At 69.5% G+C, this 23,076-nt stretch carries 24 protein-coding genes; 15 read left to right on the plus strand and 9 right to left on the minus strand.

What is annotated here, in order from left to right; all coding sequences use genetic code 11:
• The first annotated feature begins 17 nt into the window (after positions 1-17).
• The 8 genes from G6N23_RS15425 to pth all read left to right on the plus strand — a co-directional run bounded on the left by G6N23_RS15425 (position 18) and on the right by pth (position 4,998).
• Positions 18-998, plus strand: coding sequence for a ribose-phosphate diphosphokinase (locus tag G6N23_RS15425; protein ID WP_085262528.1), 981 nt, complete (start codon positions 18-20; stop codon positions 996-998).
• On the plus strand, positions 999-1,343 hold the full coding sequence (arsC, locus tag G6N23_RS15430; protein ID WP_085262529.1) for an arsenate reductase (glutaredoxin): 345 nt from the start codon (positions 999-1,001) through the stop codon (positions 1,341-1,343).
• On the plus strand, positions 1,340-2,002 hold the full coding sequence (locus G6N23_RS15435) for an LpqN/LpqT family lipoprotein (RefSeq protein ID WP_085262530.1): 663 nt from the start codon (positions 1,340-1,342) through the stop codon (positions 2,000-2,002). Before arsC ends, G6N23_RS15435 begins: the two co-directional genes overlap by 4 nt.
• 83 nt (positions 2,003-2,085) lie before the next feature.
• Positions 2,086-2,460, plus strand: coding sequence for a heme-binding protein (locus tag G6N23_RS15440; RefSeq protein ID WP_085262531.1), 375 nt, complete (start codon positions 2,086-2,088; stop codon positions 2,458-2,460).
• A complete protein-coding gene (locus tag G6N23_RS15445; RefSeq protein ID WP_085262532.1) occupies positions 2,460-2,726 on the plus strand; it encodes a hypothetical protein in 267 nt (88 codons plus the stop codon). Before G6N23_RS15440 ends, G6N23_RS15445 begins: the two co-directional genes overlap by 1 nt.
• A 29-nt stretch (positions 2,727-2,755) precedes the next feature.
• The gene (locus tag G6N23_RS15450) at positions 2,756-3,628 is read left to right on the plus strand and encodes an oxidoreductase (protein ID WP_085262533.1); all 873 of its coding nucleotides are present in this window, start codon (positions 2,756-2,758) and stop codon (positions 3,626-3,628) included.
• A gap of 137 nt (positions 3,629-3,765) precedes the next feature.
• The gene (locus G6N23_RS15455; RefSeq protein WP_085262534.1) at positions 3,766-4,401 is read left to right on the plus strand and encodes a 50S ribosomal protein L25/general stress protein Ctc; all 636 of its coding nucleotides are present in this window, start codon (positions 3,766-3,768) and stop codon (positions 4,399-4,401) included.
• A 12-nt stretch (positions 4,402-4,413) separates the two neighbouring features.
• Positions 4,414-4,998, plus strand: coding sequence for an aminoacyl-tRNA hydrolase (pth, locus tag G6N23_RS15460; RefSeq protein WP_085262535.1), 585 nt, complete (start codon positions 4,414-4,416; stop codon positions 4,996-4,998).
• A gap of 77 nt (positions 4,999-5,075) precedes the next feature.
• Here the strand turns inward: pth and G6N23_RS15465 are convergent, their stop codons facing one another.
• The 3 genes from G6N23_RS15465 to G6N23_RS15475 form a co-directional block, all read right to left on the minus strand.
• Positions 5,076-6,710 (minus strand): fatty acyl-AMP ligase, encoded by a 1,635-nt coding sequence (locus G6N23_RS15465; protein ID WP_085262536.1) that lies wholly within the window; start codon positions 6,708-6,710, stop codon positions 5,076-5,078.
• 250 nt (positions 6,711-6,960) lie between these two features.
• Entirely contained in the window at positions 6,961-7,923 is a 963-nt protein-coding gene (locus G6N23_RS15470) for a 4-(cytidine 5'-diphospho)-2-C-methyl-D-erythritol kinase (protein ID WP_085262537.1), read from the minus strand.
• Positions 7,924-7,957: 34 nt separating this feature from the next.
• The gene (locus G6N23_RS15475) at positions 7,958-9,436 is read right to left on the minus strand and encodes a PE-PPE domain-containing protein (protein ID WP_165758731.1); all 1,479 of its coding nucleotides are present in this window, start codon (positions 9,434-9,436) and stop codon (positions 7,958-7,960) included.
• Positions 9,437-9,588: 152 nt separating this feature from the next.
• On the opposite strand from G6N23_RS15475, the gene G6N23_RS15480 reads away from it, so the two are divergent.
• Positions 9,589-10,425 carry a serine/threonine-protein kinase gene (locus G6N23_RS15480; RefSeq protein WP_085262538.1) on the plus strand — a complete coding sequence of 279 codons (837 nt, stop codon included), beginning with the start codon at positions 9,589-9,591 and terminating at the stop codon, positions 10,423-10,425.
• Here G6N23_RS15480 and rsmA read toward each other — a convergent pair.
• From rsmA to G6N23_RS15495, 3 genes are all read right to left on the minus strand, one after another.
• Positions 10,362-11,351 (minus strand): 16S rRNA (adenine(1518)-N(6)/adenine(1519)-N(6))-dimethyltransferase RsmA, encoded by a 990-nt coding sequence (gene rsmA / locus G6N23_RS15485; protein ID WP_173674997.1) that lies wholly within the window; start codon positions 11,349-11,351, stop codon positions 10,362-10,364. The genes G6N23_RS15480 and rsmA overlap by 64 nt on opposite strands.
• Positions 11,333-12,451 carry a resuscitation-promoting factor gene (locus G6N23_RS21545; RefSeq protein ID WP_085262539.1) on the minus strand — a complete coding sequence of 373 codons (1,119 nt, stop codon included), beginning with the start codon at positions 12,449-12,451 and terminating at the stop codon, positions 11,333-11,335. Before G6N23_RS21545 ends, rsmA begins: the two co-directional genes overlap by 19 nt.
• A 111-nt stretch (positions 12,452-12,562) precedes the next feature.
• Entirely contained in the window at positions 12,563-13,408 is an 846-nt protein-coding gene (locus tag G6N23_RS15495) for a TatD family hydrolase (protein WP_173675007.1), read from the minus strand.
• A gap of 27 nt (positions 13,409-13,435) precedes the next feature.
• On the opposite strand from G6N23_RS15495, the gene metG reads away from it, so the two are divergent.
• A complete protein-coding gene (gene metG / locus G6N23_RS15500) occupies positions 13,436-14,977 on the plus strand; it encodes a methionine--tRNA ligase (protein ID WP_085262648.1) in 1,542 nt (513 codons plus the stop codon).
• A gap of 15 nt (positions 14,978-14,992) precedes the next feature.
• Here metG and G6N23_RS15505 read toward each other — a convergent pair whose 3' ends face one another.
• Positions 14,993-15,346, minus strand: coding sequence for a hypothetical protein (locus tag G6N23_RS15505; RefSeq protein WP_085262540.1), 354 nt, complete (start codon positions 15,344-15,346; stop codon positions 14,993-14,995).
• Positions 15,347-15,441: 95 nt separating this feature from the next.
• Between G6N23_RS15505 and G6N23_RS15510 the strand changes: the two genes are divergently transcribed.
• Genes G6N23_RS15510 through G6N23_RS15520 form a run of 3 tightly spaced genes read left to right on the plus strand, consistent with a single transcriptional unit; the run spans position 15,442 to position 18,788 of the window.
• Positions 15,442-16,620, plus strand: coding sequence for an NAD(P)/FAD-dependent oxidoreductase (locus tag G6N23_RS15510; protein WP_085262541.1), 1,179 nt, complete (start codon positions 15,442-15,444; stop codon positions 16,618-16,620).
• Positions 16,617-17,513 carry an RNA polymerase sigma-70 factor gene (locus G6N23_RS15515; RefSeq protein WP_085262542.1) on the plus strand — a complete coding sequence of 299 codons (897 nt, stop codon included), beginning with the start codon at positions 16,617-16,619 and terminating at the stop codon, positions 17,511-17,513. Before G6N23_RS15510 ends, G6N23_RS15515 begins: the two co-directional genes overlap by 4 nt.
• A 21-nt stretch (positions 17,514-17,534) precedes the next feature.
• A complete protein-coding gene (locus G6N23_RS15520) occupies positions 17,535-18,788 on the plus strand; it encodes an aminodeoxychorismate synthase component I (RefSeq protein WP_085262543.1) in 1,254 nt (417 codons plus the stop codon).
• Between the two features lie 26 nt (positions 18,789-18,814).
• Here G6N23_RS15520 and G6N23_RS15525 read toward each other — a convergent pair whose 3' ends face one another.
• Positions 18,815-19,420 (minus strand): TetR/AcrR family transcriptional regulator, encoded by a 606-nt coding sequence (locus G6N23_RS15525; protein WP_085262544.1) that lies wholly within the window; start codon positions 19,418-19,420, stop codon positions 18,815-18,817.
• A gap of 198 nt (positions 19,421-19,618) precedes the next feature.
• On the opposite strand from G6N23_RS15525, the gene G6N23_RS15530 reads away from it, so the two are divergent.
• On the plus strand, positions 19,619-20,608 hold the full coding sequence (locus G6N23_RS15530; protein ID WP_372508936.1) for an oxygenase MpaB family protein: 990 nt from the start codon (positions 19,619-19,621) through the stop codon (positions 20,606-20,608).
• 3 nt (positions 20,609-20,611) lie between these two features.
• Here the strand turns inward: G6N23_RS15530 and rsmI are convergent, their stop codons facing one another.
• Positions 20,612-21,448: a 16S rRNA (cytidine(1402)-2'-O)-methyltransferase gene (gene rsmI / locus G6N23_RS15535; RefSeq protein ID WP_085262545.1), complete on the minus strand. Its 837-nt coding sequence runs from the start codon at positions 21,446-21,448 to the stop codon at positions 20,612-20,614.
• Positions 21,449-21,472: 24 nt separating this feature from the next.
• Here rsmI and G6N23_RS15540 point away from each other — a divergent pair, with 24 nt between their 5' ends.
• Positions 21,473-23,032, plus strand: a complete 1,560-nt coding sequence (locus G6N23_RS15540; RefSeq protein ID WP_085262546.1) for a dolichyl-phosphate-mannose--protein mannosyltransferase — start codon at positions 21,473-21,475, stop codon at positions 23,030-23,032.
• Positions 23,033-23,076: the final 44 nt, after the last annotated feature.

Below are 23,076 nucleotides of genomic sequence, written 5' to 3' on the forward strand. Positions count from 1 at the left end.
AACGGCGGGGGCAGCACGTGAGCCACGAGTGGACAGACAACCGCAAAAACCTGATGCTCTTCGCTGGTCGCTCGCACCCGGAGCTGGCAGATCAGGTCGCCAAAGAACTGGATGTCCCGGTCACCGCGCAGACCGCCCGCGACTTTGCCAACGGCGAGATCTTCGTGCGTTTCGAGGAGTCGGTGCGAGGCTGCGACGCCTTCGTACTGCAGTCGCATCCGGCGCCGCTGAACAAGTGGCTGATGGAACAGCTGATCATGATCGACGCGCTCAAGCGGGGCAGCGCCAAGCGGATCACCGCGATCCTGCCGTTCTACCCCTATGCCCGCCAGGACAAGAAGCACCGTGGCCGCGAGCCGATCTCCGCGCGCCTGGTGGCCGACCTGCTCAAGACCGCCGGCGCCGACCGGATCGTCACCGTGGACCTGCACACCGACCAGATCCAGGGGTTCTTCGACGGCCCGGTCGACCACATGCGCGCCCAGCCGCTGCTGATCGGCTACATCAAGGAGAACTACGGCAACTCCGACGTCGTGGTGGTCTCCCCCGACTCCGGCCGGGTGCGCATCGCCGAGAAGTGGGCGGACTCCCTGGGCGGGGTGCCGCTGGCCTTCATCCACAAGACCCGCGACCCGCTGGTGCCCAACCAGGTGAAGTCCAACCGGGTCGTCGGTGAGGTGGCGGGCAAGACCTGCGTGCTGATCGACGACATGATCGACACCGGCGGCACCATCGCGGCGGCGGTGAACCTGCTGCGGGAGGACGGCGCCCGCGACGTCGTCATCGCGGCCACCCACGGGGTGCTGTCCGACCCGGCCGCCGAGCGGCTGGCGGCCTCGGGTGCCTGCGAGGTGATCGTCACCAACACCTTGCCGATCACCGAGGACAAGTTGTTCCCGCAGCTGACCGTGCTGTCGATCGCCCCGCTGCTGGCCAGTACGATCCGGGCTGTGTTCGAAAACGGCTCGGTGACCGGACTTTTCGACGGAGACGCCTGAATGACCGACGGGACCATCTACCACAACCCGCGCTGCTCCACCTCGCGCAAGACCCTGGAGCTGCTGCGCGACAACGGCATCGAGCCGACGATCGTGGAGTACCTGAAGGACCCACCCTCGCGTGCGGAGCTGGCGGAGATGATCCGCGCCGCAGGGATCGGGGTGCGCGACGCGGTGCGCGCCGGCGAGGCGGTGTACGCCGAGCTGAACCTTGCTGACGCCTCTGATGACGAACTGCTCGACGCGATGGCCGCCCATCCCATCCTGATCCAGCGGCCGTTCGTCGTCACCGACAACGGAACCCGGCTGGCCCGCCCGATTGACGCGGTCCGCGAGATCCTGTGATCCGCCGGGCCGCCCGGGCGTGCACCGCGGCGCTGGCCTGCGCGGCGCTGGTCGGCGCAGCGGCCGGATGCGGCGCCAAAGCCCCTGATTACCAGTCGATTTGGACTAACGGTAGCTCCACCACCACGTCGGAGGAGCCGCAGGCGCCGGTGACGGTGGGCCGTTACCTGGAAGACCAGGGCGTGGCCGCCGAGGCGATGGCCCCCAACGCACTGACCGACCTGACCGTGTCGATCCCGACACCGCCGGGCTGGACGAAGAAGGAGAGCCCGACGTTGCCGGCGACCACACTGGTCATCGGCAAAGGCGAGAAGCTTCCGCGGGCGATCCTGAGCGTGGTCAAACTCACCGGCGACTTCGATTCGCGCGAGGCCATCAAACACGGGGTGGTCGACGCCCAGCTCTCGCCGAAATTCCGGCTGCTCGACGCCTCCAACGAGGACTACCAGGGCTTCCCGTCGTCGATGGTCCAGGGCACCCATGAGATGGACGGTCAGCGCCTGCACAGCTGGTTCCGGATGGTGATCGCCACCGGTTCGGCGCCTGCCGACCAGCGCTATCTGGTGCAGTTGGCGGTCACCGGCTTCAACGACGAGGCGTCCAAACAGGCCGCCGAAGTTGAGGCGATCATGCACGGGTTCACCGTCGCCGCGAAGTGACCCGCGGCGGGTCGCGCCAACTGACCCCACGCGGCGATCGGGGCTGCTAACGTGCACCGGGCCACCGAAAAGGGAGTTCTACCATGGCCTTTGCCCTCACCCGCCGGACGTTGCCGCGCCTCTGCGGTGTCGGCCTGACCGTATTCACCGCGGGCCTGCTGGCCCCGTCGGCGGCGATGGCCGACCCGCCCCCGGGCTGCACCGCCGCCGACCTCGCCGATGTGGCCGCCGGCGTCGCCGCCTCGACCTCCGGCTACCTGTTCGCCCATCCCGACGTCAACGAGTTCTACACCGGTCTGAACAACCGGCCCGACGACGAGGTGCCCGAGGCCATCCGCAGCTACTTCGACACCAACCCGCAGGCCCACGCCGACTTACTCGCCCTGCGCCGCCCCCTCACCGACTTCCGTAGCCGCTGCGGACTGCCCGACGCCGACCGACCCCTGCTGGGCCAGTGATGCCCAGCCGGATCCGCGCCGCCGCCGCACTGGCACTGGTCGGGCTGCCGGGCGCCGCCGGGGTGATCACGCCGGTGGGCACCGCAGCCGCCGACGTGTGCGTCGGAGTGGGGCGCCGCATCCACATCAGCGGATGCACCGACCTCACCCCGCCGCCGGCCTATTACGCCCCGCTACCCGAAGACGTGCCCCCACCACCACCTCCCCCGCCGCAGACCTGCGTCGGCTACAACGGCCGCTGGATCGACACCAACAACTGCCACTGAGCAGCGCGGCGATCACTACTGTGTCAGCCATGACCTCCTGGACAGCTGCGGATCTGCCCTCGTTCTCCGGCCGCACCGTCATCGTCACGGGCGCCAACAGCGGATTGGGCGCCGTGACCGCCCGTGAGCTGGCCCGGGCGGGGGCCGGCGTCACCTTGGCGGTCCGCGACACGGCCAAGGGCCAGGCCGCCGCGGCGAGCATGCCCGGTGACGTGGCGGTGCGCGCCCTGGATCTGGCGGACCTGTCCTCTGTGCGGCGGTTCGCCGATGAGACCTCGGGTGTCGACGTGCTGATCAACAACGCCGGGATCATGGCCGTGCCGTACGCCAACACGGTCGACGGGTTCGAGAGTCAGATCGGCACCAACCATCTGGGCCACTTCGCGCTGACCAACCTGCTGCTGCCCAAACTCACCGACCGGGTGGTGACGGTGTCGTCGTTCATGCACCGGATGGGCTACGTCAGCTGCAAGGACCTGAACTGGGAATCGCGTCGGTATTCGGCGTGGCTGGCCTACGGCCAGTCCAAGCTGGCCAATCTGCTGTTCACCAGCGAGCTGCAGCGCCGGCTGGTGGCGGCCGGCTCGCCGCTGCTCGCGCTGGCCGCCCACCCGGGCTATTCGAGCACCAATCTGCAAGGTCACACCGGCAATCGGGTCGGCGATGCGCTGATGCGCACGATCGGCAACGGCCTGTTTGCCACCAGCCCTGATTTCGGGGCCCGCCAGACCCTCTATGCGGCGTCGCAGGATCTGTCGGGCAACACCTACGTCGGGCCGCGGTTCGCCTTCCTCGGCCGCACCGGATCGGTGGGCCGCAGCCTGCTGGCCAAGCGCGGCTCCACCGCCGCCGAGCTGTGGGAGCTGTCCACCCAGCTCACCGGGGTGCAATTTCCGCTCTGAGGGGCGGATGCGCTAGCCTGACCAGGCGTCACGGCGAGGGCGGCCCATTGCGGTCGCCGTTATCGGCGAGGACTTCCTAGGTGGTTGTCGCGATCTGGCCGTGCCTCATGCACACCGAAGCAACCACAGGAGTACCGATGGCCAAGTCCACCACCCCGAACAAGCTCACCGCCGCGGTGCGTTCCGAGACCGGCAAGGGTGCATCCCGCCGGGCCCGCCGCCAGGGCAAGGTCCCCGCGGTGCTCTACGGCCACGGCACCGACCCGCAACACCTGGAGCTGCATGCCCACGACTACGCGGCCGTGCTGCGGCACTCCGGCGCCAACGCGGTGCTCACCCTCGACATCGAAGGCACCGAGCAGCTGGCGCTGACCAAGGCGCTGGACATCCACCCGATCCGTCGCAGCATCCAGCACGCGGACCTGATCGTGGTGCGCCGCGGCGAGAAGGTCATCGTCGAGGTCAACATCCTCGTCGAGGGCGAACCGTTCCCCGGCACCCTGGTCACCCAGGACGCCACCGCGGTGGAGATCGAAGCCGAGGCGCTGTCGATTCCCGAGCAGCTGACCCTCTCGATCGAGGGCGCCGTAGCCGGCACCCAGTTCACCGCCGGTGGCCTCGAGCTGCCCAAGGGCGTGACCCTGATCTCGGACCCGGAGCTGCTGCTGGTCAACGTGATCGAGCCGGTCGTCGAGGAGCAGGCCGAGACCGAAGCAGCGGAGGAGGCCCCCGCCGAGCAGGCCGGCGAGGCCGCGGCTCCCGAGGCGGAGTAGGCCGAGCACGGCGTGGCCGAGTCGCCGCCGGTACTGGTGGTCGGCCTGGGCAACCCCGGGCCGAACTACGCCCGCACCCGGCACAACGTGGGCTTCATGGTCGCCGATCTGCTCGCCGAGCGGATCGGGTCGCCGTTCAAGCTGCACAAGAAGTCCGGGGCCGACGTGGCCACCGGACGGCTGAGCGGACGTGCGGTGGTACTGGCCCGTCCGCGCTGCTACATGAACGAGTCGGGCCGCCAGGTGGGGCCGCTGGCCAGGTTCTACTCGGTGCCGGTGAGCGGCATGGTGGTCATTCACGACGATCTCGACTTGGATTTCGGCCGGATCCGGCTCAAACAGGGCGGCGGCGAAGGCGGCCACAACGGGCTGCGCTCCATCGCAACCGTGTTGGGCAGCAAGGACTTTCAGCGGGTCCGCTGGGGAATCGGCCGGCCGCCCGGACGTCAGGATCCCGCGGCGTTCGTGCTGCAGGCGTTCGGTGCGCGTGAGCGCGACGAGGTGCCGACCATCTGCGAGCAGGCCGCCGACGCCACCGAACTACTGATCGAGCTGGGGCTGGAACCGGCCCAGAACATCGTCCACGCCTGGGCCTAGCCCCCGCGAGCAGACACAGACTCGCACGAATCGGCCCGCTGGGACGCGATTCTGTGTCTGCTCGCGGAAAGAGGGGTCTAGGTGACCAGGGCGACGGAGTTGGCCCGGCGCAACTTGCCCGACGGGGTCTTGGGGATACTGCCCGGCCCCAGCACCACCACGTTGCGGGGCCGCATGTCGACCTCGGTGACCACCTCGTGCGCCACCTGGTGCTCGATCCGGCGCACCTCGGCCGGATCCTGCCAGGCGTTGGACTCCACCGCGACCGCGAACGTCTCGCGGGAGTGCCCGGCGTCCAGGCGCACCGCCACCGCACAGCCCGGCCGCACCCCCTCGACCCGGCCCGCGGCCCGCTCGATGTCGGTCGGGTAGATGTTGCGGCCGGCCATGATGATGACGTCCTTGACCCGGCCGCACACCACGACGTGGCCGTTCTCCATCTGGTAGCCCAGGTCCCCGGTGTCATACCAGCCGTGCTCGTCCTGCGCCGGCAGGAAGCCCGCCATCGTCAGGTACCCCGGGGTCACCGGCTCGCCGCGCAGCTGGATGACGCCCACCCCGCGCGCCGGCAACGCGTTGCCGTTCTCGTCGACGATCCGGATCTCGATGCCCTTGAGCAGCGGGCCCAGCGATGCCAGCCGCCGGGTGTTGCCCTTGGTGGCCGGCACCGCGCGGCGCAACGCGGCGAGCAGGTCGGCGTCGATCTCGTCGACGACCAGGCCCGCTCCGCACTTGGAGAACGACACCGCCAGCACCGTCTCGGCCATGCCGTAGGCCGGCAGGATCGCCTCGGGCTTCAAGCCGAACGGCTTACCGGCGTCGATCAGGTCCTCGACGTCGGCGGGCTCGACCGGCTCGGCGCCCGAGAGCGCGAACCGCAGCGTGGACAGGTCGAACTGGCCCGGAGTGGCCTGTTTGCGCAGCCGCTTGGCGAACAGCGCGTAGGCGAAGTTCGGGGCGGCGGTCATGGTGCCCTTGTACTTGTCGATCAGCTTGGCCCACAGCAGGGTGTCGCGCAGGAAGTCCATCGGGGTGATCTTGACCAGCTCGGCGCCGAAGTACATCGGCACGGTCAGGAAGCCGATCATGCCCATGTCGTGGAAGCACGGCAGCCAGCTGACCATGACGTCCTTGTCGACGTCGTACTCGGCGCTGATGAACATCGCCTCGGCGTTGGAGTAGATGTTGCGGTGGGTGATCTGCACGGCCTTCGGCGACCCGGTCGATCCGGACGTCAACTGCATCAGCGCCAGGTCGTCCTCACCGGCCTCCACCGGGTCGATCGGGTCGGCGGCCAGCAGCTCCGCGACGGTCAGGACCTTCAGGCCCTTCTCCTGCAGAATCGGCATCGCGGCCAGGAACGGGTCGGAGATGATCACGGCCTTGGCGTCGATCATGTCGACGACGGTCATGGTGTCTTCTGCCCATACCGCCAGGTCGGTGCGCGGAGTGGGCTGGTGCAGCATCGTCAGGCTGGCTGCACGTATCCAGACGCCCTGCGCGGTGGGGGCGATTTCTACCGGGGCGCCGGCCAGCACACCGACCGCGTCACCCGGGCCGACGCCGGCCGCGGCCAATCCGCCGGCGATGCGACGAGCGCGCTCGTGGACCTCGGCCCAGGTGTGCCGGACGGGTTCGTGCGGCTCACCGGTGACCATGCCCTTGGTGGATTCGCGTGCGCTGCGGAACATGTTGTCGGTAAACCTGCTCACGACGGCCTCCTAGCCGGCACCGGTACTTTGCCAACGGGCTGAGATTTCATGTTCCACCTGCTGGAGACCACTTGGCGAGAGGCGCGCACGCACAAATAGGTGGCGTTTGCATCTCGATACCGTAATGTGCGCCCGACCAGATCGGCATACATCTGGTTGGCAGGGAATTCCTGGCCGCAACTAGTCACCGCGCAGTATCTTAAACTCCTCTTAATCGAGGGGCAAATCTTGGGGCGGATTGGGGCCGCCGTCACACTCCGGTCACCGACGACGGCACCACCCGGGCACCGTAGACCGGGCCGCTGGCCACCCGCACCGCACGGCCGGCACCGACCGCCGCGAGCTCCACGGCGACATCGGCAGCCGACGCGGCCGAGGCGCACAGGAACGCACACGTCGGTCCGGAACCGGTCACGATTCCCGACAGCGCACCTGCTTCCACGCCGGCCCGCAGCGTGCGCCGCAAGGCGGGTTTGAGGCTGACCGCCGCCACCTGCAGGTCATTGCCGAGCAGATCGGCCAGCCGCTGCGGATCACCGGCGGCCAACGCCGCCAGCACCGGCTCGGACTCGCCCAACTCCGGCAGGGCACGCCCGGTGTCGCGCAGCCGGTCCAGTTCGGCGAAGACCGCGGGCGTGGACAGGCCGCCCTCGGCGAAGGCCAGCACCCAGTGGAACGTCTCGCGGGTCAGCACCGTGGCCAGTTCCTCACCGCGGCCGGTGCCCAGTGCGGTGCCGCCGTGCAGGGCGAACGGCACGTCGCTGCCCAGCCGGGCGGCCAGGGCGTGCAGGTCGCGGCGCGGCACGCCCAGCTCCCAGAGCACGTTCATCCCGACCAGCACCGCCGCGGCATCGGCACTGCCGCCGGCCATGCCGCCGGCCACCGGGATGGATTTGTCGATCGAGATCGCCACGTCGGGGGCTCGGCCCACGTGCTCGGCCATCAGTTCGGCGGCACGCCAGGCCAGGTTGTGTTCATCGGTGGGTAGCACGTCGGCGCCCTCGCCGGCGATCCGCAACGACAGCACGTCGGCATCGCGGACGGTCACCTCGTCGACCAGTGACACGGCGTGGAAAACGGTGGTCAGCTCGTGGTAGCCGTCGTCGCGACGGTCGCCGACGGCCAGGTGGAGGTTGAGCTTTCCCGGCGCCCGCACGGTGACCGACCCGGTCGGGGACCACTCGGTGGCGGCATTTCCGTCGGATGCGGTCACGCCGATGAGACTAGCGGGTGCATCCGTGCGGGCCTTATCCGAACAGATCGGCGAAGTCGGCCTGGATCGAGCTCAGCGCACTGCTCATCACCATGAACTCGAAGCCGGCCGCCATGGTGACCAGCCCGGTGGTGGCCGCCAGCGGCAGGCCGATCGCGTTGAGCAGGTCACCCGACGCCAACTCTTGGGCGAACAACGTCGCGCTGTAGGCCGGCAGGGTGGTGATCAAGGAGTTGAGGATGTCGGCGGTCGGCAGCAGCGTGCTGTACAGGGTCGCGCTGGCACTGGTGAGCGTGTTGACGATGTCGGTCAGGCTGGGCATGACGAAATCCGCACTGCCCAGGCCGAAACCCAACAGGTCCGCTGCGCTGCTCGACGAGAGGTTCTGCAGGTCGTCGGTGAAGTCGGTCCAGCCCTGCTGCGCGCCGTTGACCAGGGCGGTGAACACATCTTGGAGGCTGACGTCCGGGAACACGCCGAACGGGGTGGACACATCGGCCGGCCCCTGGGACCAGCCGTGCTCGATGTCCCCGTAGCCGAGGTTGACCAGCACCCGCAGGCTCGGCTGCAGCAGGTCGGCGATCGCGTTGCCGAATCCGCTGCCACGCAACGGCTGCAGTAGCGGCAGGTCCTCGGTGGGGATCATGAAGTACTGGGTGTTACCGGTGTAGTCGTCGCTGACCGGCAGCTCGATGGCCGACGCCAGCTGCTCGTCGGTCAGCGTCGGGTAGGTGCCGTGCACGTACATGATGCCCATGAAGGCGTTGAGGTCCGATATGAAGTTCAGCGGGTATTTGGGGAAGTCGGCGAAGCCGTCGTACTCCTGGGTGTAGAACGCGGTCTCCCACGGGGTGTCGGCCGGGGTGCCGCCGTTGAAGGTGACGCCGAGGCTGGGCAGCGTCAGCTCCGGCAGGTTCGGGTTGATGCTGGTCAGGTCGAAGCGGGACAGCAGACCGCCGTCAGGGGTGCTGGGGCTGCCCAGCATCACGAAGGACAGCTGATCGGCGTCCGGCCGCTCGGCCTCGGGCAGGCTCAGCAGCTGCTTGATCTCCATCGCATTGATGACACCGCTCTGCGAATAGCCCAGCACGACAAGGTTATTGCCGGCGGCGGTCTCGTCCATGATCTTCTGGTGCAAAATCGAGACGCCCTGGGCCAGCGAGGTGTCCAGGGGCAGCGACTTCACGCCGGTGAGCGGGTAGAGGCCCTCCGGGGTGAACAGCGGGTTGGTGACGTCCACCGGGAACAGCGGTTGGCCGGCGAACTTGGGCGTCGCGGGGTCCAGGAACCGATCGGTGAGGGCGGCCAGGTACTGCGGCGGTGGGACGGGCAACCCGCTGCCACCCATGATCCACGACTCGGTGTCCAGCAAAGTCGCCTGGGCCACCACGGTTTTCGCGCTCGCTGTCACCCCGGGCGTCACCGCGGGCGCCGCCCCGAGCGCGAGGATGCCGGCGAGAGCCAGGGGCACGGCACCCCAGGTGCGCAGGTCAGGCCGGGACAGCGTTGTCATAGCGAACCTCCCAAGATGACGGTCGGATGATTATTGCGCTGTGTCAGCGAAATGTCATCCATTTTTAGCTATTCGATCATCTGTTTCTTAGCTTGCCCGGTATCGGCGCACTAGGGCGCCGAAGTCGGTGCCGCCGCCATAACCTGGAGAACATGGGTGAGGCCGGCGGGGACTACGACGGCTACCTGATCGACCGGGAGGTCGGGCGCGGGGGGCATGCCACCGTGTACCTGGCCCATCACTGCCCACCGCGGGCCGATCCCGACCCGCCGGTGGCTCTGAAGGTCCTCGACGAATCGCACCGCACCCCCGTCGAGCAGGCCCGGCTGGAACGCGAGTTCGAGTTCGCGCGCGTCCTCGACCACCCCAACATCGTCACGGTCTACGGCCTCGGGTCGTTCTGGCTGGCGATGCAGTTCGTCGACGGCGGAAAGTCGACCGGCCTGCAGACGTTGCCGGACCAATTGACCGCACTGGCCCAGATCGCCGACGCCCTCGACTACGCCCACCGCCGCGGCATCGTGCACAGCGACGTCAAACCCGCCAACATCCTGATCCCCGCGGACTTCCCGCGCAGCGGGGCGGTGCTGACCGATTTCGGTTCGGCCCACGCGGTTGTCGAGGACGCCCGGCCGCGACTCCGAAAGCCCCGACATGCCGGCAACCCCGAGGTCTCGCTGCCCTACGCCGCGCCGGAGATCCTGTGCGGCAAGGCCCCGTCGGCCGCCACCGACGAATACGCGCTGGCCTGTACCGCGGTCGAGTTACTCACCGGGGCGCCGCCCTTCCCCGCGCCGAGCGCGGCCGAGCTGGTGGATGCGCACCTGCGGTCGCTGCCACCGCCGGTCTCGGAGGCGTTCGGCCCGGCGGCCCGGGCCCTCGACGTGGTGGTGGAGCGGGCAATGGCGAAATTCCCGGCCCGGCGCTACGGCTCTTGCACCGAGTTCGTCGAACAGCTGTCCCGGGTGCTCGCTGAACCGCTCGGCTGATGCGGCGGTCCCAGCTTCGCCTCTCCTCCGTCGAGGCTCGCTGAACCGCCGGCCTGATGCGAGACCTGAAGCAGGCGCACGAAGTCGGCGATCGACAGGGTCTCACCGCGTCGCGCCGGGTCGATACCGGCCGCCTCCAGCCGCTCGGCGGCCTGTTCGCCCGATCCCGCCCAGTCGGCAAAGGCGTTGCGGAGGGTCTTGCGGCGCTGGGCGAACGCCAGGTCGATCAGCGCGAAGACCTGCCGGCGAAACGCGTCGTCGACCGGCCACGGCGCGGTGTCGTACCGGTCGATGCGCACCAGTCCGGAGTTCACCCGCGGCACCGGCCAGAACACGCTCGGCGGAACGGTGCCGCAACGGCGCACCTCGCCGAAGAACCGTGCCTTGGCGCTGGGCACCCCGTAGTCCTTGCCGCCCGGCTCGGCGGCCAGCCGCTCGGCCACCTCCAACTGCACCATGACCATCACGGTGCGGATGGAGGCGAATTCGGCCAGCAGGTGCAGCAGGGCCGGGACGGCGACGTTGTAGGGCAGGTTCGCCACCACCGCCGTCGGCTCGGGGGCCACCTCGTCGCGGCGCACGGTCAAGACATCGCGGCCCAGCACCGCCAAGCGGTCGGCATCGGCGGGTGCGTGCTCGGCGACGGTCGCCGGGAGCCGGCCGGCCAGTACCGGATCCTTCTCCACGGCGATGACCGTAGGCCCATGCTCGAGCAGGGCCAAGGTCAGCGATCCCAGTCCGGGACCGACTTCCAGGACATGATCGGCGGGGGTGATTCCGGCACCGGCGACGATCCGGCGCACGGTGTTGGCGTCATGAACGAAGTTCTGCCCCAAGGCTTTGCGGGGCCGCAGGTCCAGTTCTGAGGCCAGGGCTCTGATGTCGCCGGCCCCGAGTAGCCCGATGGTCAGCGTCTCCCGCTGCACACCGGCCAGGCGCCCCAGCCCTGCCGGGCCTGGGTGACCTCGGCGATCGCGATCTGCTCCTCGCGGGTGGCCATATCCGCGCGCGGGGCGTACTTGAGCCCGCCGTTGGCGATCCAGGTGCCGTAGTCGAACTGCACCCCGCCGTAGAAGCCGTTGCCGGTGTTGATCGCCCAGTTTCCGTGGGACTCGCAGTTGGCGATGCGGTCCCACGCCGCGCCGTGGACCGACGGCGGCACCTCGGTGCCCGGCTTGGCGCCGACCCGCAGCACCGAGTCACGGGCCGGGGTCACCACCGCGTTGGACACCGGCAGCCGGCCGGTCTCGGCGCCGTCGACGGTGGCCACCGAGTAGGTCACGTCCTGGGTGCCCGGGGTGCCCGGGTCCTCGACGACCTGCCGGCTCATGTTCATCGTCGGATCTTCGACGCGCCGCGCGGTCGGGGGCAGCGGCACCCGCTCGGTGACCTGCTTGACCCGGATACGGGTCACCTGGATCGCCATGCCCTCGGTGACAGGCGTCGAGGCCGGCGGGCTGACCTTGTCGGCCTGTTCCAGCGGGGCCCCGTCGGCGGCCAGCAGTTCGGCGACGTTCCGGGCGGCCAGCCGCACGTTGCGCACGGCACCGCCGTCGTCGATCCGGACGTTCTTGGCGCTCAGCACCGGCAGCGCCATGCCCGCCAGCGGCACCCGGCTGCCGCGGGACGCCGCTGCCGGGGCGGTGTCGGTCATCGACAGTTGCGCCAGCGCCTCGTCGACCGACAGCGCCGTCGTCCACACCTGCTTGGGCTCGCGGCCGTCCAGTGACAGCTGCAGCGGCCGGCTGCGACGCACCACGATCGTGTCGGCGTCGTGCACCCGGGCGTCCGCCGCGGGGGTCACGTCGTCGCGTTCGCCGATGTCGAACCCGTTCTCGGCGACGACGTCGATCACCCGCGACCGCATCGTGGTCACGGTCACCGGGGTGCCGTCGACATCCAGCGTCACCGTCTTGGAACTGGCGACCGCGAAACCGCCGGCGAAGACCAGCACCAACAGCAACGCGCCGACCAGCATCCGCAGCATCGGCGAGGGGGCCTGATGCAGCCTGGTCAAAGTGTTCAAGAAAACGACCTCACGACACGACAAAGGGACCCTTGCGGTGTCCCGTGTTTGATAACGAGACGGTAACGAACCCACCAGCGTGGGGCAACCGAATGTGACCAGCTCGACGTTTCACGGCAAGTCGTACACCCGACGGGCGTTGCGGCTCGTGACCTGCGCCAGTTCGGCTGCCGACACCCCCAGCAGCTCGGCCAGCGCACGCACAGTGTATGGCAGGCAGTACGGCTCGTTGGGTGCGCCACGGTAGGGGTGCGGGGTCAGAAACGGGGCGTCGGTCTCCACCAGCAACTGCTCGGCCGGGATCGACGGAACGGCTTCCCGCAGGTCACGGGCGTTTTTGAAGCTGACTGTGCCGGACAGGCTCAGCATCCAGCCGGCGTCGACGCAGGTGTGAGCCATCTCGGGGCCCGACGAGAAACAGTGGAAGATCACCGTCTCGGGAGCGCCCTCGGCGCGCAACACGTCCAGTATCGCGGCGTCGGCGTCGCGGTTGTGGATCATCAGCGGCTTGCCGGTGCGTTTGGCCAGGTCGATGTGCCAGGCGAAGGCCTCGCGCTGGGTGCGCGGGTCGGCGCAGCCCTCCAGGCGGCCCGGCCAGTACAGGTCCAGCCCGGTCTCGCCGACCGCCACCACCCGCGGGTGGGCGACCAGCGCTTCGATCTCGGTGCGGGCGTCGCCGGTCAGGGCATCGGCGCGGGTGGGGTGCAGAGCCACCGCGGCATAGACCCGCTCGTCGGCGTCGGCGGCCCGGGTCACCCAGCGCGCCGAATCCAGGTCATCGGCAACGGTCACCACGGCCTGCACCCCGGCGGCGGCGGCCCGGTCCATGATCGCGCGCAGCGTGGAGTCGTCGTCGGCGCCGCAGGCATCCAGGTGGGTGTGCGCGTCGACCAGCGGACTCAGCGGCTCCGGCGCGGGCGGTGGAGTTTTGGCTGATCGTTTCGAGCTCACCCGCACACCATAGGGTGGGGAGCGATGAGCACGATGCAGCCCTTCTACGTCACCACCGCGATCACCTACCCCAACGGTGACCCGCACATCGGCCACGCCTACGAGTACATCGCCACCGACGCGATCGCCCGGTTCCACCGGCTCGACGGGTTCGACGTGCGGTATCTGACCGGCACCGACGAGCACGGGCTGAAGATGGCCGAAACCGCCGCCGCCGAAGGTATTCCGACCGCGGAACTGGCCCGGCGCAACTCCGATGTGTTCGAGCGTCTGCAGCGTAAGCTCAACATCTCCTTCGACCGGTTCATCCGCACCACCGACCCCGATCACCTGGAGGCCTCCAAGGCGATCTGGCAACGCATGGTCGACGCCGGGGACATCTACCTGGACGCCTACTCGGGCTGGTACTCGGTGCGCGACGAGCGGTTCTTCACCGAGGGCGAGACCCGGGCGCTCGACGACGGTACGCGGGTGGCGGCCGAAACCGGGGCGCCGGTGACCTGGACCGAGGAGCAGACCTACTTCTTCCGGCTGTCGGCCTACACCGACCGGTTGCTGGCGCACTATGAGGCCAACCCGGGTTTCATCGCCCCCGAGGTGCGCCGCAATGAGGTGGTCAGCTTCGTCTCCGGCGGGCTGCGCGACCTGTCGATCTCCCGCACCTCGTTCGACTGGGGTGTGCCGGTGCCCGGCCACCCCGACCACGTGATGTACGTCTGGGTGGACGCCCTGACCAACTATCTGACCGGGGTCGGCTACCCCGACACCGACTCCGAGTCCTTCCGCCGGTACTGGCCGGCCGATCTACACATGATCGGCAAGGACATCATCCGATTCCATACCGTGTACTGGCCGGCGTTTCTGATGTCGGCCGGAATCGAGCTGCCGCGCAAGGTTTTCGCGCACGGTTTCCTGCTCAACAGCGGCGAGAAGATGAGCAAGTCGGTGGGCAACGTCATCGACCCGGCCGAGTTCGTCGAGAAGTTCGGTGTCGACCAGGTGCGCTATTTCCTGCTGCGGGAAATCCCGTTCGGCCAGGACGGCAGTATTTCCGAAGAGGCGATGATCAGCCGGGTCAACGCCGATTTGGCCAACGAGCTGGGTAACCTGGCGCAGCGGTCGCTGTCGATGGTGGCCAAGAACCTCGACGGGGTGGTGCCCGAGCCGGTCGCGCCGACCGGAGACGACGAGGAACTGCTCGCGCTGGCCGACGGGTTGCTGGAGAAGGTGCGGGCGGCATTCGGCACCCAGGCCATGCACCTGGGGCTGGAGGCGATCTGGCTGATGCTGGGCGCGGCCAACCGGTATTTCTCCGCCCACGAACCCTGGAAGCTGGCCAAGAGCGAATCCGCGGCGGATCGGGCCCGCTTCGGCACCGTTTTGTACACCACGCTCGAGGTGGTGCGCATCGCGGCGCTGCTGGTGCAGCCGGTGATGCCCGAATCGGCGGGCAAGCTGCTGGACCTGCTGGGTCAGCCGAGCGAGCAGCGGATGTTCACCGCCGTAGCCGGGCGGCTGGCGCCGGGCCGGACACTGCCGGCCCCGTCCGGGGTGTTCCCGCGCTACCAGCCGTGAGGCCCGCGGACCTGCCTACTGCGGGTCCAGCCGTACGAGAACCTTCACCCGGCCCTGCTCGTCGCGTTCTGCGACGGCGTGCCCGGACCGGTCGGCTCCGTCGAGCCGGATCTTCAACGCCGCGCCGTCCCCGGAGAAGTTGCGCCACCAGGTCTTCGCATCGGGCAGGGCGACCCCGATGGTGACCTGATCACCGCTGCGCCAGTAACCCACCGGAAGACTGAAGGTCTGCCCGGACCGCCGCCCGACGTAGCTGATCATGGTGAGCCGCCGGCCCAACCGCGGACCGAGCAGCGGCGCGGTGACCAGCGACGTCGTCACCGCGTTGAACGCCCGGATGAACATCCGCGCCGGCCCGCCAAACCCCATGGCCCCACAGTACGGCGGTGAACCAGCTCACAATCTGTCACAGACGGGCGGTCCGCGGTGTCTTGAGGGCATAACCCGAGAGACAGGAGCACCTCATGACCCGCATCCAGGTCGTCATCGTCGGCGGCGGCTACGCCGGCACCCTGGCAGCCAACCGGCTGCGCCAGCACCCGGACGTCGACATCACCCTGGTCAACCCGCGCCCGGCCTTCGTCGAGCGGATCCGGCTGCACCAGTACGTCGCCGGCACCGGGACGGCCACCATCGACTACCCCGAACTGCTGGGCGACGGAGTCCGGCTGCTGGTCGACTCCGCCACCCGGATCGACGCCGCCGATCGGCGCATCCACCTGGCCTCGGGCACCGTGCTGCGCTACGACTACCTCATCTACGCGGTGGGCAGCACCGGCGCGATCACCCCGGCCGTTCCCGGCGCCGCCGAATTCGCTTATTCCATCGGCGAATTCGAGTCCGCGGCCCGGCTGCTGACCCGGCTCGGCGAGCTGGCACCGGACGCCTCGGTAACCGTGGTGGGTGGTGGACTGACCGGAATCGAGGCGGCCTCCGAACTGGCCGGACAGGGGCGGCCGGTGACCCTGGTCTGCGGCGAAGTGCTGGGGCCGTCCCTGCACGCGGCGGGCCGGCGCTCGGTGGCCAAGGCACTGCGCAAGCTGGGTGTCGACGTGCGCGAGGCGGCGGTCGTCGCCGAAGTGCGGGCCGACGCGCTGGTGCTGCGCGACGGCACCGTGCTGCCCAGCGCGGTGACGGTCTGGACGGCGGGCTTCGGCGTGCCGGATCTGGCCGCGGCCAGTGGACTGGCCACCGACGCGTTGGGCCGGCTGCTCACCGACGAGACCCTGACCAGTGTCGACAACCCGTGGATCATGGCGGCCGGGGATGCGGTCGCGCCCGCGGGCCAGCCGTTGCGGATGAGCTGCCAGGCCGCACTGCCGTTGGGCGCCCAAGCCGCCAACACCGTGTTGGCCCGCATCGCCGGCACCTCACCGGTCGCAGTGGATCAGGCGTTCGCCGCCCAGTGCATCAGCGTGGGCCGCGATGCGGCGACCGTGCAGTTGTCCCGCCGCGACGACACCCCGATCAAGGCGTTCGTCGGCGGCCGGCTCGGCGCCGTGGTCAAGGAGTCGATCTGCAAGTACACGGTGAAGTGGATTCGCGATGAGGCGACCAAGCCGGGCTCGTACCGTTGGATGAAGGGCGGCACCCGGGCGGCCCGGATCGCACAGGAACAAGCGGAACGGGGGGCTGCGGTGTGAGAAGCGAACACGCCGATCGGTTCACCGAGTTACGGCCGCTGCTGTTCACCATCGCCTACGAGATCCTCGGCTCGGCAACCGAATCCGACGATGTGCTGCAGGACAGCTACCTGCGGTGGGCGGAAGTGGATCTGGCGGGGGTGCACGACACCAAGGCTTATCTGGCCCAGCTGGTCACCCGCCAGGCACTCAACGCACTGCGGGCGGGTGCCCGGCGCCGGGAGGAATACGTCGGCCCATGGCTGCCCGAGCCGCTGCTGCTCGACGAGCAGGATCCCTCGGCCGACGTCGTGCTCGCCGAGTCGGTGTCGATGGCGATGCTGGTGGTGCTGGAGACGCTCAGCCCCGAGGAGCGGGCGGTGTTCGTGCTGCGCGAGGTGTTCGGGTTCGACTACGGCGAGATCGCGGCCGCGGTGGACAAGTCGCCCACCGCGGCGCGTCAGGTCGCGCATCGGGCCCGGGGCCACGTCCAGGCCCGGCGGCCCCGGTTCACCCCGGTGGACCCGGCCGAGAACGCCCGCATCACCGAACAGTTCATGACCGCGGCCGCCGGCGGCGACATCTCGGCCGTGTTGTCGATGCTGGCGCCCGATGTGGTGTGGACCGCCGACAGCGGCGGCAAGGCCAGTGCGGCGCGGCGGCCGGTCGTCGGAGCCGACAAGGTCGCCCGGACGGTCATCGGGCTGTTGCGGCAGGGCGCGCAGATGCCGGGTGTTCGGGTGGACATCGGAGTCTGCAACTCCGCCCCGGCGGTACTGCTCTACAGCGCCGACGTCCTGGAGGGCGTGTTCACCGTCGAGATCGTCGACGGCCTGATCACCAACTTCTACGCGATGCGCAACCCGGACAAGCTGGCGGCGGTGGCCGCTGCCCGGGAGATCACCCGCAGCTGAAACGTCTGACAAGCTAGAGCGGTGCGAATCGAACGGCTCGGCGGCCTGGGTGCGGCACCGGACGTGCTGCGCGCGGTCGGCGACGCCGCCGGCAGGTGCGGGCTGCCGCCGCCGGCCGCACTGACCGGCGAATGGTTCGACGCCCGGGCGGTGATCGCGCCCAGCGTGGCCGTCGAGTCGGTCCGTCCCGGCGAGGTGTTCGACTGCGGGCTTGTGCCGGCTCCGGGTGCCCGGGCCGGCGCGGTGGGCGGCGGCTGGATCGGCTATCTGTCCTACCCCGATCCCGGCGCCGACGGCCGGGCTTCCCGGATTCCCCAGGCGGCCGGGGGCTGGACCGACTGCGTGCTGCGTCAGGACGACGACGGGCAGTGGTGGTTCGAGAGCCTGTCCGGCGCGCCGATGCCGAGCTGGCTGGCCGAGGCACTGACGACTCCGGCCCCGGCCCGCGGGTGCCGCATCTACTGGAAGACCCCGGACCGGCGGGCGCACCGGGCCGGGGTGCTGGCCTGCCTGGAGGCCATCCGGTCCGGTGAGGTGTATCAGGCCTGCGTGTGCACCCGCTTCACCGGAACCGTCACCGGCGCCCCCCTGGACTTCTTCGCCGACGCGGTGGCGCGCACCGGGCCGGCGCGTGCGGCCTACCTCGCCGGGGACTGGGGTGCGGTGGCCTCGTTGTCCCCGGAACTGTTCCTGCGCCGCCGCGGCGAGGTCGTGACGTCGAGCCCGATCAAGGGCACCCTGCCGTCCGACGCCCGCCCGTCGGCGTTGCGCGCGTCGGCCAAGGACGTCGCGGAGAACATCATGATCGTGGACCTGGTGCGCAACGACCTGGGCCGGGTGGCGATCACCGGTACCGTCGGCGTTCCCGAGTTGCTGGCGGTGCGGCCCGCGCCGGGAGTGTGGCATCTGGTGTCGACGGTGTCGGCCCGGGTGCCGCCGCGGCTGGGCATGGCGGCCCTGCTGGATGCGGCGTTCCCACCCGCGTCGGTCACGGGCACACCCAAACTCCGGGCCCGGCAGCTGCTCACCCAATGGGAACCGCACCGGCGCGGAATCTACTGCGGCACCGTGGGTTTGGCATCACCGGTGGCCGGATGCGAACTCAATGTGGCGATCCGCACCGTGGAGTTCGACGCCGCCGGAGGTGCAGTGCTCGGAGTCGGCGGCGGGATCACCGCGGACTCCGACGTCGACGCCGAATGGCAGGAATGCCTACACAAGGCCGCGTCGATCGTGGCCGCCGACCGGTCCGGGCAACGCAGCACGGCGTCATAGCGTCGTAGAACTCGCAGCGATCGGCGTCACCTGGTGTCGGTGCCGGCCGGGCGGACCGCCGCCAGGGCCAGCGGCAAAAGATGTTGGCGCGCATAACGTTCGGTGTCGGCACGACTCTTGAGCGGTGCGCCGACCCGCTGGGTGAGCACCAACGAGTGGGTCAGGCGCACGAAGATCTCCGCGAGCCCCTGCGGGTCTTCGACGGTGACGCCGTTACGCCGGGCGGTTTCGGCGATGTGCCCGGCGAGATAGCCGGTGGCAAGTTCCAATGCCGGTCCGGCGCCGGTGGTCAGTGCGGGCAGCACGGCTTCGGGATCGGTTTCCAGGGTGCGGCTCAGCATCGGATGGGTGCAGACCCGCCAGTAGATTCCGGTGAAGCCGGCCACGAACCGGTCTTCGTAGCCCTCGAGCGCCGCCACCTCCGCATCGACGGCAGCGAAGATCGAGTCGGCCACCCGGCTGAGCACGGCGGCCAGCAGCTCCTTCTTGGTCGGCCAGCGCCGGTACACGGTCATGTGTGACACGCCCGCTCGGCGGGCGATCTCCTCGACGGAGGCCCGGCGTACACCGAAATCGAGGATCGCCTGCAGGGCGGCGTCCAAGATGCGCTCGCCGGTCTGATCGACAGGCATGAGCCGATCTTTCCACAGCGAAGCTTTCCCTCCGGGCGTGATGATGTTAGCGTTTCAATAACTTACTAACATCAGGAGGTTGTCGTGCCGGAACTGTTGTCCCCCGTGGATCGCCGGCTGCCCGCGGCCCAAACAACCGGCCCGACAGACGATGACGGCCTGTCCCTGCTGCGCGGTGAGGGGTTGCGCCCCCGGGTCATGGCGGATTTCCGCAAACATCTGGGCAGCGTGCTGAACGGGGTGTTCGGTGGGGTCCTCTTCGACGAGGTGGCGATGCTGCCGATCGCGGCCTCGGTGGATCGCACCGGCCGATTCCGCGACAACTTCACCGACCGCGCGCTGCGCAGCGCCTTCAGCGGACAGGCGATACTCGCCGGCGCCGAGCAGCGCAAGAAGCACGCCCAATGGCTGATCGACCAGCACCGCAGCGTGCGCGGCGCCGGAGTCGGCGAATACGACGGGATCCGCTACAGCGCACTGGACCCCGACCTGTGGCTGTGGATCATCGCCAGTGCGGTGCACGCGATCATCGTGTCGTACCCGGTGTGCAGCGGAACCACGTTGCGGCCCGCCGAAAGCGAGGCGGGTTATCAATACCTGCGCCACCTGTTCGCCGACCTGGAACTGCCCAGCAAGCGCGGCCGGCTGCCGGAGACCTTCGAGGCGTTCAACACCTACTACGAGGACACCGTGGCAACCGCGTTGGCCGGCAACGGGTTTCTCCGCGACCAGTTCAGCACGCTGACCCGGCTGCCGCTGCCCGCCCTGCTGCTGCCCCGGTGGCTTCGCCCGGCACTCACCCCACCGTGGCTGGTGGTGCGGCCACTGCTGGGGCACGTTGTCCAGGTCTGCTCCGCCAAGACCATGCACCCGGATGTGCTGGCGCTGATCGGGTTCGAACTCAAACGTCGCCACCACTGGGAATTCGCCGTCTACTCGCGGCTGCTCCAGTTGGCCTGGCACCTGCTTCCCGACCGGCTGCTGCTCGAACCCATCCACTACAACCGGCTACGTCTTGACGCACTGCGCGAACGCCTCGACGGCACCGCTCGCGCCCGGGCCCGCCTCGACCGGGCGGCCCAACGCCTGCAGCGGCAGAACTCCTGGCTCGCCGACTTCTACGACCGCTACGGCCTGGAGACGTTCGCGGTCCCCGAGCAGCGGGCGGGTTCCTGCCCGTTCGGCTGACCCTCACTCCCGCGAACGCAGCACGGCGTCATAGAGCTCGCGCCGCGACACCGCACCGGGCAGGTTCGCGATCACCTGTGCGCAAGCGTCTTTGACCCGCATGCCCTCGGCGGTCAGCCGGTCGACCTCGGCCACCAACGCCGGCAGGTCGACGCGCGGGGTCGCCCCGGCCAGCACCACGGTGATCTCCCCCAGCACGCCCTCGGCGGCCCAGTCGGCCAGCTCGGCCAGCGTGCCGCGCCGCACCTCCTCGTGGGTCTTGGTCAGCTCCCGGCACACCACGGCCCGCCGGTCGGCACCGAGCTCGTCGACCGCGTCACGTAGGCAGTCGGCCAGCCGGCGCGGCGATTCGAAGAACACACACGTGCGCCGTTCGCCGGCCAGCGTCGCCAGCCAGGCCCGGCGGGCCGCGGCCTTCCGCGGCACGAAGCCCTCGAAGCAGAATTTGTCCGAGGCCAGCCCCGAGACGGCCAGCGCGGTGGTCACCGCGGAGGGGCCGGGCAGGCAGCTCACCGGCAGGCCGGCCTCCGCGCAGGCGACCACCAGGCGGTAACCCGGGTCGCTGATCAGCGGCATCCCGGCGTCGCTGACGACCAGCACGGTGGCGCCGGACTCGATCTCGGCCAGCAGCGCGGGCACCCGGGCCGCCTCGTTGGCGTCGAACAGGCTGACCACCTTGCCGGTGATCTGCACCTCGAGCGCCTTGGCCAGCAGCCGCACCCGCCGGGTGTCCTCGGCGGCCACCACGTCGGCGGTGGCCAGTGCCGCGACCAGCCGGGGCGACGCGTCGGCGGGCTGACCCAGCGGGGTGGCGCCCAGCAGCAATCGACCATCGGCCATGGCGCACAGCCTACGATCGTGCAGATGAGCGCCCCGACCGCCACCGTGCCCGCGGCCGCGGCCGAGCGCACCGCTCCGGTGATCAGCCCGGGACTGCTGGTGCCGGTGGCCGATTTCGGGCCGACCGACCGCGCCCGTGGCTGGGCGGTGACCGCGGCCGTCACCATGCTGGCGGCGGTGACCCGGTTCTCGAACCTGTACACACCGACCGACGCGGGCACCCCGATCTTCGACGAGAAGCACTACGCGCCGCAGGCCTGGCAGATGCTGCACAACCACGGGGTGGAGGACAACCCCGGCTACGGCCTGGTGGTCCACCCGCCGGTCGGCAAGCAGCTGATCGCGATCGGCGAAGCACTGTTCGGCTACAACGGGCTGGGCTGGCGCGTCACCAGTGCGCTGCTCGGCGTGCTGGCGATCGCGCTGCTGGTGCGGATCGTGCGCCGGATGACCCGCTCGACCCTGGCCGGCGGGATCGCCGGGCTGTTGCTGGTCGGCGACGGGGTCAGCTTCGTCGCGGCACGCACCGCGCTGCTGGACGGCTTCCTGACCTTCTTCGTGGTGGCGGCGTTCGGCGCGCTGATCGTCGACCGCGACCAGGTGCGGATGCGGATGCACACCGTGCTGACCGACGGCCGTTGCGGCGCAACGCCGTGGGGACCCCGGCTCGGGGTGCGCTGGTGGCGCTTCGGCGCCGGGGTACTTCTCGGACTGGCCTGCGCCACCAAATGGTCCGGGCTGTATTTCGTGGTGTTCTTCGCGGCGATGTCCCTGGCGTTCGACATCGCCGCTCGCCGGCAGTACCGGGTGCGCCGGCCCTGGCTGGGAACGCTGCGCCGCGACCTCTTCCCCACCGGGTACGCCATGGCAGTCATCCCGTTCGGGGTGTATCTGGCGTCGTACGGGGCGTGGTTCGCCTCCGAGACCGGTGTGGACCGCCACGAGGAGGGCCAGTCGATCGGGCTGGAGAGCCGGTTCCCGGTGCCCGACGCGCTGCGCTCGCTGTGGCACTACACCTATCAGGCGTATCACTTCCACGCCGGCCTGACGAACGCCGCCGGCAACCATCACCCGTGGGAGTCCAAGCCGTGGGCCTGGCCGATGTCGCTGCGCCCGGTGCTCTATGCGATCGACCAGCACGACGTTCCCGGCTGCGGCGCCCAGTCCTGCGTCAAGGCGGTGATGATGGTGGGCACACCGGCGATGTGGTGGCTCGCTGTGCCGGTGCTGGCCTATGCGATCTGGCGAACACTGGTGCGCCATGACTGGCGCTACGCCGCTGCGCTGGTCGGCTACTGCGCCGGCTGGCTGCCGTGGTTCGCCGACATCGACCGGCAGATGTACTTCTTCTACGCCGTGCCGATGGCGCCGTTTCTGGCGGTGCTGCTCGCGTTGATCTGCCTCGACATCGTCGATGAGGGTCGCCACCGCAGCGAAGAGCGCCAGACCCTCGGGCTGCTCGCGGTCTGTTGTTACGTCGCGCTGGTGCTGACGAACTTCGCCTGGCTCTACCCGATATTGACCGGCGTGCCGATCTCGCCGGCCACCTGGAACATGGAGATCTGGCTGCCCAGCTGGTCGTAGTGGTTCGCGCCCGCCGGCGCGGTCTCGACGAATCGAACTGGTGT

The sequence above is a fragment of the Mycolicibacter terrae genome (assembly GCF_010727125.1).
Taxonomy (GTDB): Bacteria; Actinomycetota; Actinomycetes; order Mycobacteriales; family Mycobacteriaceae; genus Mycobacterium; species Mycobacterium terrae.

What these genes read in the sequence shown, in the direction of transcription:
- G6N23_RS15510 (WP_085262541.1), top strand. Translation starts at nt 15,442, where the DNA reads ATGACCCGCATCCAGGTCGTCATCGTCGGCGGCGGCTACGCCGGCACC.
- G6N23_RS15450 (WP_085262533.1), top strand. Translation starts at nt 2,756, where the DNA reads ATGACCTCCTGGACAGCTGCGGATCTGCCCTCGTTCTCCGGCCGCACC.
- G6N23_RS15480 (WP_085262538.1), top strand. Translation starts at nt 9,589, where the DNA reads ATGGGTGAGGCCGGCGGGGACTACGACGGCTACCTGATCGACCGGGAG.
- G6N23_RS15440 (WP_085262531.1), top strand. Translation starts at nt 2,086, where the DNA reads ATGGCCTTTGCCCTCACCCGCCGGACGTTGCCGCGCCTCTGCGGTGTC.
- arsC (WP_085262529.1), top strand. Translation starts at nt 999, where the DNA reads ATGACCGACGGGACCATCTACCACAACCCGCGCTGCTCCACCTCGCGC.
- G6N23_RS15455 (WP_085262534.1), top strand. Translation starts at nt 3,766, where the DNA reads ATGGCCAAGTCCACCACCCCGAACAAGCTCACCGCCGCGGTGCGTTCC.
- G6N23_RS15540 (WP_085262546.1), top strand. Translation starts at nt 21,473, where the DNA reads ATGAGCGCCCCGACCGCCACCGTGCCCGCGGCCGCGGCCGAGCGCACC.
- G6N23_RS15475 (WP_165758731.1), bottom strand. Translation starts at nt 9,436, where the DNA reads ATGACAACGCTGTCCCGGCCTGACCTGCGCACCTGGGGTGCCGTGCCC.
- metG (WP_085262648.1), top strand. Translation starts at nt 13,436, where the DNA reads ATGCAGCCCTTCTACGTCACCACCGCGATCACCTACCCCAACGGTGAC.
- G6N23_RS15530 (WP_372508936.1), top strand. Translation starts at nt 19,619, where the DNA reads ATGGCGGATTTCCGCAAACATCTGGGCAGCGTGCTGAACGGGGTGTTC.
- rsmI (WP_085262545.1), bottom strand. Translation starts at nt 21,448, where the DNA reads ATGGCCGATGGTCGATTGCTGCTGGGCGCCACCCCGCTGGGTCAGCCC.
- G6N23_RS15505 (WP_085262540.1), bottom strand. Translation starts at nt 15,346, where the DNA reads ATGGGGTTTGGCGGGCCGGCGCGGATGTTCATCCGGGCGTTCAACGCG.
- G6N23_RS15445 (WP_085262532.1), top strand. Translation starts at nt 2,460, where the DNA reads ATGCCCAGCCGGATCCGCGCCGCCGCCGCACTGGCACTGGTCGGGCTG.
- G6N23_RS15525 (WP_085262544.1), bottom strand. Translation starts at nt 19,420, where the DNA reads ATGCCTGTCGATCAGACCGGCGAGCGCATCTTGGACGCCGCCCTGCAG.